Annotated in this window: 15 protein-coding genes and 1 tRNA gene; 10 read left to right on the top strand and 6 right to left on the bottom strand. The window is 63.2% G+C overall.

Going from position 1 to position 18,689, the window contains the following annotated elements; all coding sequences use genetic code 11:
• Positions 1-119: 119 nt before the first annotated feature.
• Complete coding sequence (locus NKJ80_RS27075) at positions 120-1,343, top strand: lytic murein transglycosylase (RefSeq protein ID WP_023686412.1); 1,224 nt, start codon at positions 120-122, stop codon at positions 1,341-1,343.
• A gap of 104 nt (positions 1,344-1,447) precedes the next feature.
• Positions 1,448-2,653 (top strand): SGNH/GDSL hydrolase family protein, encoded by a 1,206-nt coding sequence (locus NKJ80_RS27070; RefSeq protein ID WP_023686413.1) that lies wholly within the window; start codon positions 1,448-1,450, stop codon positions 2,651-2,653.
• Here the strand turns inward: NKJ80_RS27070 and NKJ80_RS27065 are convergent.
• Positions 2,650-4,104 (bottom strand): glutamate synthase subunit beta, encoded by a 1,455-nt coding sequence (locus NKJ80_RS27065; RefSeq protein WP_023686414.1) that lies wholly within the window; start codon positions 4,102-4,104, stop codon positions 2,650-2,652. The two genes, NKJ80_RS27070 and NKJ80_RS27065, sit on opposite strands and share 4 nt — an antisense overlap.
• Before the next feature lie 140 nt (positions 4,105-4,244).
• On the bottom strand, positions 4,245-8,996 hold the full coding sequence (gene gltB, locus NKJ80_RS27060; protein ID WP_352498650.1) for a glutamate synthase large subunit: 4,752 nt from the start codon (positions 8,994-8,996) through the stop codon (positions 4,245-4,247).
• Positions 8,997-9,505: 509 nt separating this feature from the next.
• Here gltB and NKJ80_RS27055 point away from each other — a divergent pair.
• Both NKJ80_RS27055 and NKJ80_RS27050 read left to right on the top strand, forming a co-directional pair.
• A complete protein-coding gene (locus tag NKJ80_RS27055) occupies positions 9,506-10,555 on the top strand; it encodes a threonine aldolase family protein (protein ID WP_023710937.1) in 1,050 nt (349 codons plus the stop codon).
• An 18-nt stretch (positions 10,556-10,573) separates the two neighbouring features.
• On the top strand, positions 10,574-11,470 hold the full coding sequence (locus NKJ80_RS27050; RefSeq protein ID WP_352498649.1) for an MBL fold metallo-hydrolase: 897 nt from the start codon (positions 10,574-10,576) through the stop codon (positions 11,468-11,470).
• Here NKJ80_RS27050 and NKJ80_RS27045 read toward each other — a convergent pair.
• Both NKJ80_RS27045 and NKJ80_RS27040 read right to left on the bottom strand, forming a co-directional pair.
• Complete coding sequence (locus NKJ80_RS27045) at positions 11,467-12,186, bottom strand: sulfite exporter TauE/SafE family protein (protein WP_502902231.1); 720 nt, start codon at positions 12,184-12,186, stop codon at positions 11,467-11,469. The two genes, NKJ80_RS27050 and NKJ80_RS27045, sit on opposite strands and share 4 nt — an antisense overlap.
• A 203-nt stretch (positions 12,187-12,389) precedes the next feature.
• Positions 12,390-12,857, bottom strand: a complete 468-nt coding sequence (locus NKJ80_RS27040; RefSeq protein ID WP_023671202.1) for an Hsp20 family protein — start codon at positions 12,855-12,857, stop codon at positions 12,390-12,392.
• Between the two features lie 458 nt (positions 12,858-13,315).
• Between NKJ80_RS27040 and NKJ80_RS27035 the strand changes: the two genes are divergently transcribed.
• The 4 genes from NKJ80_RS27035 (at position 13,316) to NKJ80_RS27020 (ending at position 15,807) form a co-directional block, all read left to right on the top strand.
• A complete protein-coding gene (locus NKJ80_RS27035; protein ID WP_023686420.1) occupies positions 13,316-14,275 on the top strand; it encodes an alpha/beta fold hydrolase in 960 nt (319 codons plus the stop codon).
• Between the two features lie 161 nt (positions 14,276-14,436).
• Positions 14,437-14,607 carry a hypothetical protein gene (locus tag NKJ80_RS27030; protein WP_023683236.1) on the top strand — a complete coding sequence of 57 codons (171 nt, stop codon included), beginning with the start codon at positions 14,437-14,439 and terminating at the stop codon, positions 14,605-14,607.
• A gap of 3 nt (positions 14,608-14,610) precedes the next feature.
• Positions 14,611-14,850: a DUF1127 domain-containing protein gene (locus tag NKJ80_RS27025; protein WP_023686421.1), complete on the top strand. Its 240-nt coding sequence runs from the start codon at positions 14,611-14,613 to the stop codon at positions 14,848-14,850.
• A gap of 126 nt (positions 14,851-14,976) precedes the next feature.
• Complete coding sequence (locus tag NKJ80_RS27020; protein ID WP_023714041.1) at positions 14,977-15,807, top strand: helix-turn-helix domain-containing protein; 831 nt, start codon at positions 14,977-14,979, stop codon at positions 15,805-15,807.
• 12 nt (positions 15,808-15,819) lie between these two features.
• On the opposite strand, the gene hisN is transcribed toward NKJ80_RS27020, so the two are convergent.
• Positions 15,820-16,593, bottom strand: a complete 774-nt coding sequence (hisN, locus tag NKJ80_RS27015; RefSeq protein ID WP_023671197.1) for a histidinol-phosphatase — start codon at positions 16,591-16,593, stop codon at positions 15,820-15,822.
• Positions 16,594-16,928: 335 nt separating this feature from the next.
• The gene (locus tag NKJ80_RS27010) at positions 16,929-17,870 is read right to left on the bottom strand and encodes an N-formylglutamate amidohydrolase (protein ID WP_023733490.1); all 942 of its coding nucleotides are present in this window, start codon (positions 17,868-17,870) and stop codon (positions 16,929-16,931) included.
• A gap of 164 nt (positions 17,871-18,034) precedes the next feature.
• On the opposite strand from NKJ80_RS27010, the gene cpdR reads away from it, so the two are divergent.
• The gene (cpdR, locus tag NKJ80_RS27005) at positions 18,035-18,397 is read left to right on the top strand and encodes a cell cycle two-component system response regulator CpdR (RefSeq protein WP_023671195.1); all 363 of its coding nucleotides are present in this window, start codon (positions 18,035-18,037) and stop codon (positions 18,395-18,397) included.
• Between the two features lie 115 nt (positions 18,398-18,512).
• Positions 18,513-18,587: transfer RNA gene (locus NKJ80_RS27000), tRNA-Val, on the top strand.
• Positions 18,588-18,689 lie beyond the last annotated feature (102 nt).

Below are 18,689 nucleotides of genomic sequence, written 5' to 3'. Positions count from 1 at the left end.
AAACATCAACCGGTAAAGCATCCAGGTGTCTTTTCGTTCCAGGCGCCGCCTATGGTAAACCAATTGCTAACCCGGTTCGGCGATGAATGGTCTTTCCTGAGATAGAGAAAGGGGAAAATATGTCCGTTCGCAGTGCCGCAAAACTCTTTACCAGCGTGCTGACGGCGGCCAGCCTCTCGCTCGCCTTGCTGATGCCGGCCGGACCGGCCTTCGCCGATGCCGGTTTTCGGCAATGGGTCGCCGGCTTCCGCGCCACGGCCGTGGCGGGCGGCGTTTCCGGCGGGGTCTACGACCGAGCGTTCCGGGGCATCAATGAGCCCGACCCGGTGGTGCTGGAAAAGGCACGCACCCAGCCCGAATTCACCGCACCTGCCTGGGACTATTTCGACAACCGCGTCCACGACCAGTCCGTTGCCGTCGGCCAGCAGATGGCCAAGAAATGGAAGCCGTGGCTGGAACGGATCGAGGCGAGGTTCGGCGTCGACCGCTACATCCTGCTCGCCATCTGGTCGATGGAATCGAATTATGGCGAGATCCTCAAGCGCGACGACATCATGCGCAATGTCATCCGCTCGCTGGCAACCCTCGCCTATGGCGACCCGAAGCGTTCGAAATTCGCCCGCACCCAATTGGTCGCCGCGCTGAAAATCCTGCAGACCGGCGACATCGACGAAAGCCACCTGATGGGCTCCTGGGCCGGCGCCATGGGCCAGACCCAGTTCATCCCGACCAGCTACCAGCATTATGCCGTCGACATGGACGGCAACGGCAAGCGCGACATCTGGAATTCGGTCCCCGATGCGTTGGCGACATCAGCCAATCTGCTGAAGAAGAATGGCTGGCAGGGCGGCAAGACCTGGGGCTACGAGGTCACCATTCCGGCGGGCAAACTGCCGGCCGGCTCGAAGACATTGGCGCAGTGGCAGGCGCTCGGCGTCGCCAGGGCCAATGGCAAGCCGTTCAAGAACGCAACCGACAAGGCGACCCTGAAAGTGCCGGACGGCCGCGGCGGACCGGCCTTCCTGATGATCAAGAACTTCTCCGTCATCAAGGCCTACAACAACGCCGACAAATATGCCCTGGCCGTCGGCCTTCTTGCCGACGAAATCGCCGGCTCTAATGGTCTGGTGCAGGACTGGAAGCGGCCCTTCACCAAACTGTCCTTCGAGGAAAGGCAGGAGTTGCAGAAGCGGCTTTCGCAGCACGGACTTTACGACGGCAAGTTCGACGGCAAGATCGGTGACGGCACGAAAACCGCCATCATGACCTATCAGGCAACGGTCGGCTTGACCCAGGACGGGTATCCGAGCATGGAAGTGCTCAAATGGCTCAGAAAGAAATAGAGCCGGCGACGGCAGCGCGCATCTGTGACGCGCAAGGGATGCCGTAGCATCGGTCTGTGCATGATCCCCTGCGAGGGCCATGCACCAAGGGATGGAGAGGGTGCTTGGTTTCGGCAACGCGTATCCGTGTGATCGTTTTCCGCTTGCCGATCCTCGTTCTGGCCATCGTTGTCCTGGCGACGGGACTCGCCGGCACTTTCCACACACCGGCTTTGGCGCAGGAACAACCGCAGAACCGCGGCTGGTCGCTGCGCGACCTTCTGTTCCCGCGCCGCAGCGAACGCATCGAGCCGCCGCTCGACGTCCGCAAGGCAAAGCCGAAGGTCAAGAAGAAGCCCCGTGCACCCGTTGGACCTTCCGCTCCGATTGTCGAGAAGACACCGGATGCCCGCGTCGTTCTGGTGATCGGCGATTTCATGGCCAACGGCCTGGCCGAAGGCCTCGAAACAGCCTTTGCCGACAATGCCAACGTCAGGATCGTCGAGCGCGCCAACGGTTCTTCGGGTTTCGTGCGCGATGATGTCTACAACTGGCCCGAACAGGTCAAATCGCTGGTCGAGACCGAGAAGCCCGCCGCCGTGGTCGTCATGCTGGGCTCCAACGACCGCCAGCAGATGCGCGTCAACGATGTGCGCGAGCAGCCGCGCTCCGAGAACTGGACCAAGGAATACGAACGCCGGACCGAAGCCTTGGGAAAGGCACTGGCGGCGACCAAGGTGCCTTATCTGTGGGTCGGCATGCCAGCCTTCAAGACGCCGAAGATGACCTCCGACATGCTGGCATTCAACGACATCTACCACTCGGCTGCCGAGAAGAACGGCGGCGAATTCGTCGATGTCTGGGATGGGTTCGTCGACGAGAACGGCGCCTTTGTCTCGACCGGCCCCGACATTAACGGCCAGGCCGTGCGGCTGCGCTCCGACGACGGCATCAACGTCTCGAAAGCCGGCAAGCGAAAGCTCGCCTTCTACACCGAAAAGCCGCTGGCCAAGATCCTCGGCCTGGCAGCGCCGGGAAGCGTGGTGACGGCTGCCGCACCGGCCGGCGCCCCGGTCGAGGCGCCGTCGTTGCCCGCCGCCCCGATCGTGGTCGACCGCACCGTTCCAATGCTGCTCAACGATCCGGCGCTCGACGGCGGGACCGAGCTTCTCGGTGCGGCGGCGGCGCCGAAAGCCAATCCGGATCTGCCCGGCGAAAAACTAATCCTCGAAGGCAAGGCGCCCGAGGCCTCGCCCGGTCGCGCCGACGACTTCTCCTGGCCGCCCAAGGCCGCTGCCGCGACGGATACGACGACGGCGATCAACCGTTAACGGGGGAGTACCGTCGACCCCATCAGCGCTTCATCGATCGAGCGCGCGGCCTGGCGGCCTTCGCGGATCGCCCACACAACCAGCGACTGGCCGCGGCGCACATCACCTGCGGCGTAGAGCTTGTCGACGCTGGTCTTGTAGTCGCGATCGTTGGCTTCGACATTGCGGGAACGGCGGCTGTCGGTGGTGATTTTCATCTCACCGTCCAGCTCTTTCGCGACGCCGGCGGCAGCCGGTCCGGCAAAGCCGATGGCGATGAAGGCGAGGTCTGCACGGATGACGAATTCGGTGCCGGGGATAGGCTTGCGCTTCTCGTCGACTTCGCAGCATTTGACGCCGGTCAGCTGGCCGTCCTCGCCGATGAATTCGAGCGTCGCCACCTGGAATTCGCGCTCCGCACCTTCGGCCTGTGAGGACGAGGTGCGCATCTTGGTCGCCCAGTAAGGCCAGACCGAAAGCTTGTCTTCCTTCTCCGGCGGCTGCGGGCGGATGTCGAGCTGGGTGACACGCACCGCGCCCTGGCGGAAGGCGGTGCCGACGCAGTCGGACGCGGTATCGCCGCCGCCGACGACGACGACATGCTGGCCGCCGGCGATGATCGGATGCGACGGCCAGGCCACCGACTGGATCGGCTCGCCGCCGACGCGACGGTTCTGCTGCACCAGATAGGGCATGGCGTCATAGACGCCGCCGAGATCGTCGCCCGGAATATTGGCCGGACGCGGCGATTCCGAACCGCCGCAATAGAGCACCGCATCATATCCGGCGAGCAACTCTGCCACCGGCTTGTCGACGCCGACATTGACGCCGCAATGGAAGGTCACGCCCTCGCCCTGCATCTGCTCGATGCGGCGGTCGATATAGTGCTTCTCGATCTTGAAGTCGGGAATGCCGTAGCGCATCAGCCCGCCGGGACGGCTCTCACGCTCATAAACGCTGACCTCGTGGCCGGCGCGGCCAAGCTGCTGCGCCGCCGCCATCCCTGCCGGGCCGGAGCCGATGACAGCGACCCGCTTGCCCGTCTTCTTCTCTGGCGGATAAGGCCGGATATGGCCGGTTTCATAAGCCTTGTCGGCGATTGCCTGTTCGACAGTCTTGATGGCAACCGGAATGTCCTCGAGGTTCAGCGTGCAGGCTTCCTCGCAGGGCGCGGGGCAGATGCGGCCGGTGAACTCGGGGAAATTGTTGGTCGAATGCAGGTTGCGGATCGCATTGTCCCAGTCGCCATTGTAGACGAGGTCGTTCCAGTCCGGGATCTGGTTGTGGATCGGGCAACCGGTCGGCCCGTGGCAGAACGGGATGCCGCAATCCATGCAGCGCGCCGCCTGTTTCTCGACCTCCTTGTCCGACATCGGCAGCGTGAATTCACGAAAATGCCGGATGCGGTCGGAGGCCGGCTGGTACTTGTGCACCTGCCGGTCGATTTCGAGAAAGCCTGTTACCTTGCCCATAGTCCAGTTCCTGCTGTCCAGATGGTGCGGTTTTCGCACCCGTTAACCCCTTGAGGCAGCCGTGGCAACCTTGCATCCGAGGTCAAACTGTCGCTGAAAGTTCCGCCGGGAAGCCTGCGCCTCCCGGCAAGTCGAAAAACCTATTCCGCCGCCACGCCCATGCGCATGCGTTCCATCTCGATCAGCGCGCGGCGGTATTCGACCGGCATGATCTTGCGGAATTTCGGCCGGAAGGTCGTCCAGTCGTCGAGTATCTCGCGGCCGCGTACCGAACCGGTGAAATGGACGTGGTTCGAGATAAGCTGGTAAAGCCGTTCCTCGTCATGGGTGGTCATGTCGCCCGAGACGTCGACGCGACCCTTGTGGTCGAGGTCACCGCCATGATGCAGCAGCCTTTCCATCAGATCGTCTTCTTCCGGAACCGGCTCCAGCTCGACCATCGCCATGTTGCAGCGCGCGGCGAAATCGCCGGCCTCATCCAGAACATAGGCCACGCCGCCCGACATGCCGGCAGCGAAGTTGCGACCGGTCTGGCCGATGACGACGACGATGCCGCCGGTCATGTATTCGCAGCCATGATCGCCGACGCCTTCAACGACGGCGGCGACGCCCGAATTGCGCACCGCGAAGCGCTCGCCGGCGACACCTGCGAAATAGGCCTCGCCCTCGGTCGCGCCATAGAGGACGGTGTTGCCGACGATGATCGATTCCGCCGCGACGATCCTGGACTCCTCCGGCGGCCGGATGACGATGCGTCCGCCCGACAGGCCCTTGCCGACATAGTCGTTGGCCGCACCGACGAGATCGAACGAGATGCCGCGCGCCAAGAAGGCGCCGAACGACTGGCCGGCGGTGCCGGTCAGCTTCACCTGGATCGTGTCCTCGCGCAGGCCCTTGTGCCTGAAGCGCTTGGCGACTTCGCCCGACAGCATGGCGCCCGTGGAGCGATCGACATTGCGGATGTCGACCTCGATCTTGACCGGCTGCTTGCTTTCGAGCGCGGGCTTCGCCAGTTCGATCAGCTTGCGATCGAGTACATCGTCGATCGGGTGTTTCTGCCGTTCGGTCCAGTGCACCGCCTCATGCGGCGCGTCCGGCTTGAAGAACATCTTGCCGAAATCGAGCCCACGCGCCTTCCAACGCTGGATCATCTCGCGCTTTTCCAGCAGGTCGCTGTCGCCGATGATCTGGTCGATATGGGTGTAGCCGATCTCGGCCAGCAGCCCCCTCACCTCTTCCGCAACATAGAAGAAGAAGTTGATGACATGCTCGGGCGTGCCCTTGAAACGCTTGCGCAGAACCGGATCCTGCGTCGCGACGCCGACCGGGCAGGTGTTCAAGTGGCACTTGCGCATCATGATGCAGCCGGCCGCGATCAGCGGCGCGGTCGAGAAGCCGAACTCGTCGGCGCCGAGCAGCGCACCGATGATGACGTCGCGCCCCGTGCGCAAGCCGCCATCGACCTGCAGCGCAACGCGCGAGCGCAGCCCGTTCAGCACCAGCGTCTGGTGCGTCTCGGCTAGGCCCATTTCCCACGGGCTGCCGGCATGCTTGAGCGAGGTCAGCGGCGACGCGCCGGTGCCGCCATCATAGCCCGATATGGTGATGTGGTCGGCGCGTGCCTTGGCGACGCCGGCCGCAACCGTACCGACACCGACTTCCGACACCAGCTTGACCGATACGTCGGCCGCCGGGTTGACGTTCTTCAGATCATAGATCAGCTGCGCCAGATCCTCGATCGAATAGATGTCGTGGTGCGGCGGCGGCGAGATCAGGCCGACGCCGGGCGTCGAGTGCCGGACCTTGGCAATGGTCGCGTCGACCTTGTGGCCGGGCAGCTGGCCGCCCTCACCGGGCTTGGCGCCCTGCGCGACCTTGATCTGCATGACATCGGAATTGACGAGATACTCGGCGGTGACGCCAAACCGCCCCGAGGCGACCTGCTTGATCGCCGAACGTTCGGGGTTCTTGCCGCCGCCGGGCAGCGGCAGATAGCGGTCGGCCTCTTCGCCGCCCTCGCCGGTGTTCGACTTGCCGCCGATCTGGTTCATGGCGCGCGCCAGCGTCGTGTGTGCCTCGCGCGAGATGGAGCCGAACGACATCGCCCCTGTCGAGAAGCGCTTGACGATATCGGCCGCCGACATCACGTCCTCTATCGCCACCTTCTTGCGGCCGGTCTCTTCCGCAAGCTTGATCCTGAACAGGCCGCGTATGGTCTGAGCACGGGCCGTCTCGCTGTCGATCTGCGCGGAATACTCCTTGAACGTCTCCCACGAGCCCTGGCGCACGGCGTGCTGCAAGGTGGCGACGGCGTCGGGCGACCACATATGGGCTTCGCCGCGCATGCGGTACATGTACTCGCCGCCGACCTCGAGGCTGTTGCGCAGCACCGGATCGTTGCCGAAACCGTCGGTGTGGCGGCTGAGCGTCTCGGCCGCGACCTCGTCCAGGCCGACACCTTCGATCAGCGTCGCTGTGCCGGTGAAGTACTTCTCGACGAAATCCGACTTCAGCCCGATGGCGTCGAATATCTGCGCGCCGCAATAGGACTGATAGGTGGAGATGCCCATCTTCGACATCACCTTGAGGATGCCCTTGCCGATCGACTTGATGTAGCGCGAGACCACCTCGTAGGCGTCAACCTCAGCCGGCAGTTCGCCACGCTTGTGCATGTCGAGCAGCGTATCGAAGGCAAGGTAGGGGTTGATCGCCTCGGCGCCGTAGCCGGCGAGACAGCAGAAATGATGCACTTCGCGTGGCTCGCCGGATTCCACGACCAGGCCGACCGCGGTGCGCAGACCTTTGCGGATCAGATGGTGGTGCACGGCAGCCGTCGCCAGCAGTGCCGGAATGGCGATACGGTCGGGACCGACCTGGCGGTCGGACAGGATGATGATGTTGTAGCCGCCGGCGACAGCGGCTTCCGCCCGCTCGCACAGACGCTCGACGGCGCCCTGCATGCCGGCCGCGCCCTCGCTCGACCCGTAGGTGATGTCGATGGTCTTGGTGTCGAAACGGTCCTCGGTGTGGCCGATCGAGCGGATCTTTTCCAGATCGCCATTGGTCAGGATCGGCTGGCGCACTTCGAGCCGCTTGCGGCGCGAATTGCCGACCAGGTCGAAGATGTTCGGCCGCGGCCCGATGAACGAGACAAGGCTCATCACCAATTCCTCGCGGATTGGGTCGATCGGCGGGTTGGTGACCTGGGCGAAATTCTGCTTGAAGTAGGTGTAGAGCAGCTTCGACTTGTCCGACATCGCCGAGATCGGCGTGTCCGTGCCCATCGAACCCACCGCTTCCTGGCCGGTGGTCGCCATCGGCGACATCAACAGCTTGGTGTCTTCCTGGCTGTAGCCGAAAGCCTGCTGGCGATCGAGCAGGCTGACATCCTTGCGCAGCGCGCGCGGCTCGACCGGCTTCAGATCCTCGAGGATCAGCTGCGTGTTGTTGAGCCAGGTCTTGTAGGGATGCCTGGTGGCGATCTCCGACTTGATCTCCTCGTCGGAAATGATGCGGCCCTTGGCGAGGTCGATCAGAAGCATGCGGCCGGGCTGCAGCCGCCACTTCTTGACGATCCTCTCCTCCGGCACCGGCAGCACGCCGGCCTCTGACGCCATGATGACGCGGTCGTCGTCGGTGACGATGTAGCGCGCCGGCCGCAGCCCGTTGCGGTCGAGCGTGGCGCCGATCTGGCGGCCGTCGGTGAAGGCGACCGCGGCCGGCCCGTCCCACGGCTCCATCAGGGCTGCATGGTATTCGTAGAAAGCCTTGCGGTCGGCATCCATCAGCTTGTTGCCGGCCCACGCTTCGGGGATCAGCATCATCATGGCATGGCTGAGGCTGTAGCCGCCCTGGAACAGGAATTCGAGCGCATTGTCGAAGCACGCCGTGTCGGACTGGCCGTCATAGGAGATCGGCCACAGCTTGGAGATGTTGTTGCCGAACAGTTCGGAATCGACCGAGGCCTGGCGCGCCGCCATCCAGTTGTTGTTGCCGCGCACCGTGTTGATCTCGCCATTATGCGCGACCATGCGGTAGGGGTGCGCCAGCTTCCAGGACGGGAAGGTGTTGGTCGAGAAGCGCTGGTGGACGAGGATCAGCGCGGTCTCGAAACGCGGATCCGACAAATCCTTGTAATAGGCGCCGACCTGGTAGGCCAGGAACATGCCCTTGTAGACAATGGTGCGCGCCGATAGCGACACACAGTAGGCGCCGATATCCTTGTTGTTGTTCTCGGCGTAGATGCGGCCGGAAATCACCTTGCGCAGCAGGTACAGCCTGGCCTCATATTCCTCGTCATCTGGAATGTCTGATGTGCGGCCGATGAAGACCTGGCGATGGAACGGTTCGGAGGCCGCGATATCGGGCGCCTTCGACAGCGATGAATTGTCGACCGGCACGTCGCGAAAGCCGAGCAGCGGCAGCCCTTCTGACTGCGCCGATTCGGCGATGATCTCTTCGATATGGGCGCGCAGTGCCGCATCCTGCGGCATGAACCAGTGGCCGACGCCGTATTGGCCTGCCGCCGGCAGTTCGACGCCCTGGGCCGCCATCTCTTCGCGGAAGAAATGATCGGGGATTTGCACCAGCACGCCGGCGCCGTCGCCCATCAGCGGATCGGCGCCGACAGCGCCGCGATGCGTCAGGTTTTCGAGCACGAAGAGCCCGTCCTTGACGATCTGGTGCGACTTCACGTTCTTCATGTTGACGATGAAGCCGACGCCGCACGCGTCATGCTCGTTGCGCGGATCGTAGAGACCCTGCGCGGCCATACCGTTGCCGGTCAGGCCGTTGGTGGTTCGGCCTTCTTTGGTCAGAACGGTATTTTTAACGGCTGCCGCTTTCGTCTGCGCGGCCTGGCCGATAATCGCAGAGGGCGTCAGTTCCGTCATCGTCCTGTCCTCCGATCCGGCCCCTTGCACGTCTAGCATTTGGGGCGCTGGTCTACCTTGGGAAGCGACTGGCTTCCGCTCTCATTCTTGCGGCACGTCTTTTCGAAATCCTTGGCGGACCGTGCGGTGCACCGCCGGTTCGTATCCGGTATCGTACAGGCCACAGCCGAGCCGTCTACCCGTCGCTCGCGGCAACGGCCGGAGTGGCCCAAATGATACGCCAATCCAGCCTGACTTGTACGACAAAATAAGACAGCACTACTGTCCTAAATTTTTATGGCAGAAATCCTGGGCGCACACAAGACCGATTCACCAAATTCTTGGACGTTTGGCGACAGAAAATTACGTCGGGCGCTGTTGAAACGAAATTTCGGTCCCGGCACTCCTTCGTGATCGCCTTTGGCTTTACCGCTTTTTCAGCCCTTGGCCCTTGCGCGTCAAACCCCGAAACGGCCATGGTCGCGCTCTTGTCGCAACCAGACTTTCTTAACCAGGCAGGGACTTTCCTGATGTTCTTTGCATCCGACAACTGGGCGGGCGTCCATTCCAACATTGCCGCCGGGCTGTCAGCCAATGCTGGCGGCTTTTCGACCGCCTATGGCGATGGCGATCTCGACCGGGCCGTCTACCAGCGTTTCAGCGAGATCTTCGAACGCGAGGTCGCGGTGTTCTTCGTCGCTACCGGCACGGCGGCCAACTCGCTGTCCCTGGCCGCTTACAACAAGCCCGGCGGCATTTCCTTTGCGCACCGCGAATCGCACATCATCGAGGACGAATGCGGCGCGCCGGAATATTTCAGCGGCGGCTCGCGTCTCCATGCTGTCGACGGCGCCCTGGGCAAGATCGATCCGCACAATCTTGAACGCGCCGTCGCCCGTTTCGCACCCGAAATCGTCCATTGGGGACGCCCGACGGCCGTCTCGATCACCCAATCGACCGAAGTCGGCACAGTGTACGGGCTCGACGACATTTCCACCATTTCGGAGATCGCCAAACGCTTTTCCCTGCCGCTGCATATGGACGGCGCCCGTTTTGCCAACGCATTGGTCGCGCTTGAGACGACGCCGGCCGAAATGACCTGGAAGCGCGGCGTCGATATCGTCTCGTTCGGCGGCACCAAGAACGGCTGCTGGTGCGCCGAAGCGGTGGTGCTGTTCGATCTAGACCGCGCCAAGGAGCTGTCCTTCCTGCGCAAGCGCGCCGCACAGCTGTTCTCCAAGTCGCGTTTCATCGCAGCGCAGTTCGACGCCTACTTCACGGACGGCCTGTGGCTGGACACGGCCCGTCATGCCAATGCCATGGCCGCGCGCCTGGCGGCTGCGATCGAGGATTCGGCAACGGCGAAGCTCGCCTGGTTGCCGCAGGCCAACGAGGTGTTCGCGGTGATGAAAAAGGCGGAAGCCGAAAGGCTGCAATCGGCCGGCGCCGCCTTTTACGACTGGCACAGGCCGCACGGCTTCGATGGCCATGTCGGCGAGGACGAGTTGCTCTATCGCTTCGTCACCAGCTTTGCCACGACTTCAGATGAGGTCGATCGCTTCGGCCAGATGATCGCCTGAACTCGCGAGACCGCGCCAATGACAAAGCCACTTCTCGGCTCAACCATGCGGCTGGTTCGCCCGGCGCCAAACGTGCTCGGCTTCTACGATGGCCGCACCGACGGCGTTCGCGCCTGGTCGGACGAACCGAACTGGCTGGACGACGGCGCCTATGCCCTCGGCATCTGCAGCTATGCGATCGTCGATGGCTCGCAGGCGCTTGTCTACGACACGCATATTTCGCTGCCTCACGCGCGCTTCATCAGGCAGACGCTCGAAGACATGGGGGTCAGCTCGATCCGGGTGGTGCTCAGCCACTGGCATGACGATCATATTGCCGGCAATGAGGTGTTTCAGGATTGCGAGATTATCGCCAACACGCTCACCGCCTCGGCGCTCGCGACCAACCGGGCCGAGATCGAAAGCGGTGTTCCACCGATCAAGCCTCTCGTGCTGCCGAACAGGACCTTCGAAGGCAGTCTTGACCTCACCGTTGGATCGATCGCCGTCGAGCTGCGTCAGGTCGAAATCCACAGCCATGACGGCACCGTGCTGTTCATGCCTGGGAACGGCCTGCTGCTGGCGGGCGACACGCTGGAGGATCCGATCACCTATGTCAGCGAGGCGGATCGGCTGGCGCAACATCTGGTCGATCTCGAACGCATGAGCGGGTGGCCGATAGACCGCATCTTGCCCAATCACGGCTCGCTCGAAGCGATTGAGCGAGGCGGCTACGACAAAGGCCTCATCGCCGCCACGCAAGCCTACGTTCAAAAACTGCTTCGCTGCCGGCATGAGCCTGATCTTGCGAGGCAGGATCTGAAAACCTTCGGCGCCGACATGTTCGCCACGGGCGAGGTCGAGTACTTCGCGCTGTACGAGCCCGTCCACCGGCAAAACGTCGAGGCCGTTCTCGCAACCGGCACCGGTGGCTAAGCAAGGAAAGGCCGCGCCAAAAGCTCGAGGCCAAGCAAGATCAGGAAAATCAGAAACCAGCGCCGGAAGGTCGCCGGGCTGATCCGCTGCCGGAGCAACTGTCCGAGCCACATGCCGAGCAAGGCCGGCGCAACCGCCAGCGACGACATGGCGACATGCCCGACCTGGAACGCGCCGTGCGAGGCAAGGCCGGCAGCGAGCGCGATCGTCGACACGGTGAAGGACAGGCCGAGCGCCTGGGTCAGATCGTCACGGCTCAAGCCCAGCGCCTGAATGTAAGGTACAGCGGGCACGACGAACACGCCGGTGCCGCCGGTGACGATGCCGGTAAGGAAACCGACGATGGGCGACGACCAGCGCTCGGCTGACGCGGGAACCGTCAACTGCCGCGCCAGCAGCGTATAGACGGCATAGACGATCAGCGCCGCCCCGAGGCCGGCCGTCGTCCATTTGACATTGTCGCTGGCCAGCAGCCATGAGCCGGCCAGCGTGCCGGCGACGATGCCGACCATCATCAGCCACAGCCGCCTGAGGATCCATCCGAAGCTCGGGCCGGCAAACAGCTGCCAGATATTGGTGACGAAGGACGGCACGATCAGCAGCGAAGCCGCGGCGACCGGCGGCATGATTGTGCCCAGCAGCCCCATCGCCAACGTCGGCAGTCCCATACCGGTAACGCCCTTGACGATGCCGGCCAGCAGGAAGGTCACCGCAATGGTTGCCGTTAGGGCCAGGGAAAAAATCAGCCGAAAGATCAGACATCGCCCTTCATGGGAAGACGGCGCCCGCCGCAAAAGAGCCAGAACTCTTCGGTTGGGGTGACAGAGGCTGCGGCGAAAAAAAGCGGCGCCTCGCGGCGCCGCTTTCGTCTCGGGAGGAGACGCTTTCAACCTTGGGCGTTGTGACGCCGCCGTCTTGATCACGCGGCGTTCTTGGCCTCGATCTGCTTGGCGTTGGCCGAAGAGGCGGTAATCGCGATCTTGCGCGGCTTCAGCTCCTCGGGGATGTTGCGCTTAAGGTCGACGAAAAGCAGGCCGTTCTTCAGGGTGGCGCCGACGACCTCGACATGGTCGGCAAGCTGGAAGCGGCGCTCGAACGAACGCGAGGCAATGCCGCGGTAGAGCAGCTCGGAGCCTTCGCCATTGCCCTCTTCCTTGCGCTCACCCTTGACGGTCAGCACGTTGCGGTGGGCTTCGATCGAAATCTCTTCGTCCGAGAAGCCGGCAACCGCCATCGAGATGCGATAGGCGTCCTCGCCGGTGCGCTCGATGTTGTAGGGCGGATAGGTCTGCGCGCCATCGGGCTGGGCCAGCGAGTCGAGCATGGTGAACAGGCGGTCGAAGCCGACGGTCGAGCGATAGAGCGGGGAAAAATCAACGTGACGCATGAGGTGTTCTCCTGTTGAGCAACATGTTTGCGTGTGGCCGGTGCGAAACCCTGGAAAGGCGTTTCGGGTGGACCAGCAGCCCCGACATCGGCGGCTGCATCCGACATTTGGGGAGCGCAAAAGCGCATTTCAAGGATTTTTGAAGAGCGCCAATCGAGGCGTCGATGAACGGCAGATGAACCGCTGCTTCGGCGCCCGTTCAGCCGGCCGGCGCTAGAGTGCCCCCAGGATAAAGAACCAGGCGGCGCCGGATGAAAGCGCCGCGACGAGGCCGACCGGGTGTAACGTCCCTTCCTCCCGGATCGACAGAGGCCGGAAGCACGCCGCCGCAGGCTGCTTCCGGCCTTGCTTGTCGTTCGTCCGCCCCCTTGGCGTCCTCCCTTTGCTTTTCATCCATTGGCGTCTATCACCATGCCGACGCCCTGCCGGGTGAGACACCACGAAGACGCAAGCGCCTAATGACGGATCTCTTCCATCCCACGCCAGGCAATCCGCCGCCGCAAAATGTCGCCGGCGGCTTTTTCACCACGCGCGACGGCAAGAAGATCCGCTACGGCCTGTTTGCCGCGATCACCCGGCCGCTGAAAGGCACCGTCGTGCTGCTGCCCGGCCGCAACGAGTGCATCGAGAAGTATTTCGAAACCATCCGCAACCTGACCGACCGCGGCCTCGGCGTCGCCACGCTCGACTGGCGCGGCCAGGGCGATTCCGACCGGCTGATCGCCGATCCGCAACGCGGCTATGTCCGCTCTTTCTACGATTACACCGGCGACCTCGAACAGTTCTTCGAGGATATCGTGCTGCCCGACTGCCGCGGCCCGTATTACATCCTCGCCCATTCGATGGGCGCCGTGATCGCGCTGCTCGCGGCGCCGTCGATGGTCAACCGGGTGCGTCGCATGGTGCTGATTGCGCCTTTCCTGACGGTGCCCGACTCGCCCGTGTCGGCAAAAACCGCGCGCCGCGTCTGCTCGATATTGTGCTTTCTCGGCCTCGGCCGGCTCTACGCCGCCTGGGGTCCGCGTCCCAGGGAAACCCTGCCCTTCGCCCTCAACAAGGTGACATCGGACCCCGGGCGCTATCAGCGCAACACGAAAATCTACGAGCACTATCCGCAACTGGCGCTCGGCGGGCCGACGATCCGCTGGCTGCAGGCGGCAATCAAGGCAGGCGAAGCCATCAGTGAGCCCGACTTCATGGCCAGGATCCAGGTGCCGCTGCTGATGATCGCCGCCGGCGCCGATCAGGTCGTCTCGACCAAGGCCGTGGAAGCCTATGCCAGGCGTCTGCGCCTCGGCTCGCTGCTGATGATCGATGGCTCGAAACACGAGATCCTGCAGGAGGCCGATGTCTATCGCGAGCAGTTGCTCGCCGCCTTCGACGCCTTCATACCCGGCAACGACGACCCAACAGCCTGATGCCGCCGGCGCTGCATGTTGCGGCGCCTTGAGCTTGCGCCTGCTGACAGCCTTCTGTCAGGAGCAGCGCCGGCAGCACCCAAAGAGCTAAAGATTCTGACAGCCGGTGCCGCCCCGGAATGCTCATCTCTCCGCATACTGAACGCCAAGGGGATGACGTCATGACCGAGAAAACCTGCGCTGCCTGCGATTGCCAGCTGGACGCCAACCCGATCCGCGTCAAGGTCGGCGGCAAGACCGTCGAGGTCTGCTGCGAGGAATGCGCGATTGCGCTGAACGAAGCCGGCGCCTCAGTGGCCGGCGCATCAGTGGCCGGCAACGGGGAAGCCTGAGCGATGCGCCCCGATCATGCAGCGGCGGCGCAATGCCTCGCACATCAGCCGACAACTCAAACCGCGACGTTCCGGCGGTCCTTGCGGACACAAGGCATCGCGGCGGCCAACTGGATCGGCCGTCAACTGGAAAGGCGCCGAAGCCGCCTTGCCTTGCTCGAAATGACCGACGAACAGCTCAAGGACATCGGCCTGTCGCGCAGCGACGCTCACTGCGAATACATGCGCCGTTTGTGGGACTGAGCCATGGCCGTTACGAAGGGCCCGACAGGTGAAGTCTCCTGACAGGTTTGGACAAGCCAATCGCCTAATGTGCCGGAGCAGCTTTCGGCGCAAGGGTAGAATGCAACGGCCATGTCTCAGCTCACCATGTCGCAGTTCACGGTACAGACGCTTCTGGACACCGGCACCGTCAGGGTGAGGGATGTCCTCTGCAGCGGCGAATGCCGGCACAAGAGCGAAGAAGAGTGCACCGCTGCCACGCATCTTGTGTTTCCCTATCGCGGCGTCTTCGTGCGCCATGTCGGCCGCAACGATGCGGTCGCCGAAGCCAACCAGTTGTTGTTCTTCAACAACGCCGAAGGCTACCGGATCAGCCATCCCGTCGAGGGTGGCGATTCCTGCCTCGATCTCGTTATCGAGGAGGCGCAACTGCAGGAGTTGACGCCGAAGGAGCAGTTGCGCTCGGGCAGCGCCGTGGCGTTTCGTCGTCAGCGCCGCCGCATCGACCCGCGGGCTCAGGCGCTGGTGGCGGTGCTGCGCCACAGCCTGAGCCGCAACATTGCCGAAACGCTGGAGGCCGAAACCCTGGCGCTGACGCTGGTGCGGCGCTCCCTCGGCGAGCGCACCTCGCATGCCGCCGGCGCCAGCGCTGGCCGGCAGAAGCTGGTCGATCGCGCCAAGCTCGTCCTGTCCTCGGATCTTTCGCGGCGCTGGACGCTGGCCGAGATCGCCGCTGAAGTCGGGGTATCACCGGTTTATCTCACGCAGGTTTTCCAGCAGGTCGAGGCGATGCCGCTCTATCGCTACCATCTGCGCCTGCGGCTGGCGCGCGCGCTCGACCTGCTTGGCCGCTACGACAATCTGACCACGCTCGGCCTGGACCTCGGCTTCTCCAGCCACAGCCATTTCAGCTCAGCGTTCAGGCAGGTCTACGGGCGAACGCCGGCGGAATTCCAGCGCTCGATCAAGCCGCGCTGATCGGGTCGACTATCAGCCCCGCAGGGCTGCCATTGCAGCCGCATGAAGCTCCGGCGTTGCGGCGGCCAGGATGTCGCCGCCCTTTTCCGCCGGACCGCCCTCGAATGTGGTGACGACGCCGCCGGCCTTTTCGATGATCGGGATCAGCGCCACGATGTCGTAGGGTTTCAATCCGGGATCGGCGACGATGTCGACGCTGCCGGACGCGATCATGGCAAAGGCGTAGCAATCGGCTCCGTAGCGGGCGAGCTGGATCTGTTTCTCGAACGCGTCGTAGCGGGTGCGCGCCTCGCCCTTGAAAAGCGCCGGCGTGGTGGTGAACAAGGTCGCCTCGTCAAGCTTCGTCCTCTTGCGGGTCGACAGCTTCCGCGGCCCACCGGGGCCTTCGTAGTGGGAGCCGGAAGCGTTGGCGTAGAACAGCTCGCCGGTGAACGGCTGCGCCATCATGCCGGCGACGGCGTCACCGTCGACCGTCAATCCGACCAGCGTTCCCCACACCGGCAAGCCTGAGATGAAGGCGCGGGTACCATCGATCGGATCGATCACCCAGACATGCCTTGAGGAGATGTTTTCGCTGCCATGTTCTTCGCCAAGGATACCGTGATCGGGATACTCAGCCGAGATCAGCGCCCGAATGGCGCGCTCGGCCTCGCGGTCGGCCTCGGTGACCGGGTCGAAACTGCCTTTTTCCTTGTTGGCCACCGCGCCCTGTGCGCGGAAACGCGGCAAGGTTTCAGCCGCCGCCGCTTGCGCGATCCGGCGCATGAAATCGATGCTGATGTCCACGTGATTCTCCCGCATTGCAGAGTGCCAACCCGGTCTGCAGGCACTTTCCCGCCAAAACAAGCCGGTTTATCGATTTTAGAGACATCAGCGTTGCCGAAATGTCACACATCGGCGCCATCGAAACGCATTTTCACATCAGAGTGAATTAAAAAAGCGTGGGATCGATTGACATTTGTGCATCGCACAATAAATTTGTTCTCGGACAGGTTTTCCTGTCCATGCCCTCCTTGGGCGTTTCCTCCCTAGACTTCGACCGTGTCGTGCAAACGATGCGGTCTTTTTTTACGCTGCGGGATGGCCAGCGCGGGGATCTCATGAACAGCCGCCGCTCCGTGTCATTCGGCGGCCAGCGGCAGGTCTATGAAGTGGTGGTCGGGCATCGCCATCAGGTCGGCCGAAAAGCGCGCCATATCGTCGGCCAGCGCATCGAAGCCGGCCGATTTCTGGAACGTCCGCTCATTCATGTAGAGGCCGCGATTGACCTCGATCTGCAGCGCATGCAGATGGCGCGCCGGCCGGCCGTAATGCTCGGTGATGAAGCCGCCTGCATAGGGTTTGTTGTGGGCGACGGTGTAGCCCATGCCGATGAGCAGGCCGATCGCCGTCTCGGTCAGGGCTGCCGTGGCCGAGATGCCGAAACGGTCGCCGACGATGAAATCCGGCCGCAGGCCGCTGTCGCCCACCCTGATGCTCGCCGGCATCGAATGGCAGTCGATCAGCACGGCATAGCCGAACCTGGCATGGGTTCTGGTCAATAGCCGCTTCAGCGTCTCGTGATAGGGTTTGTAGACCGCCTCTATGCGCTGGACGGCCTCCGCCAGCGGCAGACGGCCGGAATAGATGTCGAGCCCCTCACCCACCAGCTTGGGCACGGTGCCGAGCCCGCCGGCAACGCGCGCCGAGCGGATGTTGCAGAAGGACGGCACCGGCTCGGCGAACATGCGCGGGTCGAGTTCCCAGGGTTCGCGATTGACGTCGAGGTAGGCGCGCGGAAAATTCGCCGCCAGCATCGGCGCGCCCAGCGCCACCGCGCCGCCGAACAGTTCGTCGACATAGCAATCCTCGGAGCGGCGGATGGCGCTCCGGTCGAGCCGCGCCATGGCCAGGAAGCGGTCTGGATAATAGCGGCCGCTATGCGGTGAGTTGAAGACGAACGGAACGCGCTGCTCGGCGCCCGATCGGATTTCGAAGGGTGGAACGACCGAAAAATCTTCGGCTGCCGTCGTCAATTTGAACGAACCCGGAAACAGCAATGCATCATGATGGGAAACTGCCACCTCATCGGCCGCATGTCCAGCATTTCGGCATGTCAGGAACCCCGTCAAATCAGGATTAATGCCGCCAACGTTCACTTGATGTTTACCGTCAGCTCCTCATATACAGGATGGTTAACGGGCTTGCCGGACGGCAGGCTTGGCTGGGGTGATTCGGACGGGACAAGATGGCACGCATTCTGCTGGCGGAAGACGACGACGACATGCGCCGGTTCCTGGTCAAGGCACTGGAGCGGGCCGGCTACCACGTCAGCGATTTCGACAATGGCGCCAGCGCCTACGAGCGGCTGCGCGAAGAACCTTTCTCCCTGCTGCTGACCGATATCGTCATGCCGGAGATGGACGGCATCGAACTCGCCCGCCGCGCCACCGAGATCGATCCCGACCTGAAGGTGATGTTCATCACCGGTTTCGCGGCCGTCGCGCTCAACCCCGATTCCAAGGCGCCGAAAGACGCCAAGGTGCTGTCCAAGCCCTTCCACCTGCGCGATCTCGTCAACGAGGTCGAAAAAATGCTTCAGGCCGCCTGAAGCGCGCACAGTGTGATCTCGCCGCTTCGTCGGCGGCGCGACAAAACGAGCCTTTCTTTCCCTTTTCCGGCTATTGACGCGCTGGACCAAAAATGGTGTATGCGCGGCTTCGGATGGGCGTGTAGCTCAGCGGGAGAGCACTGCATTGACATTGCAGGGGTCACAGGTTCAATCCCTGTCACGCCCACCATCCGACCCCTTGAAATCACTTGGTTTCTGGCGACAGCAGTAAGGCTTCGCCCTGTCATCCAAGGTGCCAGCCGCTCGATGTCACACTCTTGTCACACGGAGA

The organism is Mesorhizobium sp. M0030 (genome assembly GCF_040323695.1).
Lineage (GTDB): Bacteria > Pseudomonadota > Alphaproteobacteria > Rhizobiales > Rhizobiaceae > Mesorhizobium.
This window is presented reverse-complemented; position numbering and strand designations above follow the sequence as displayed.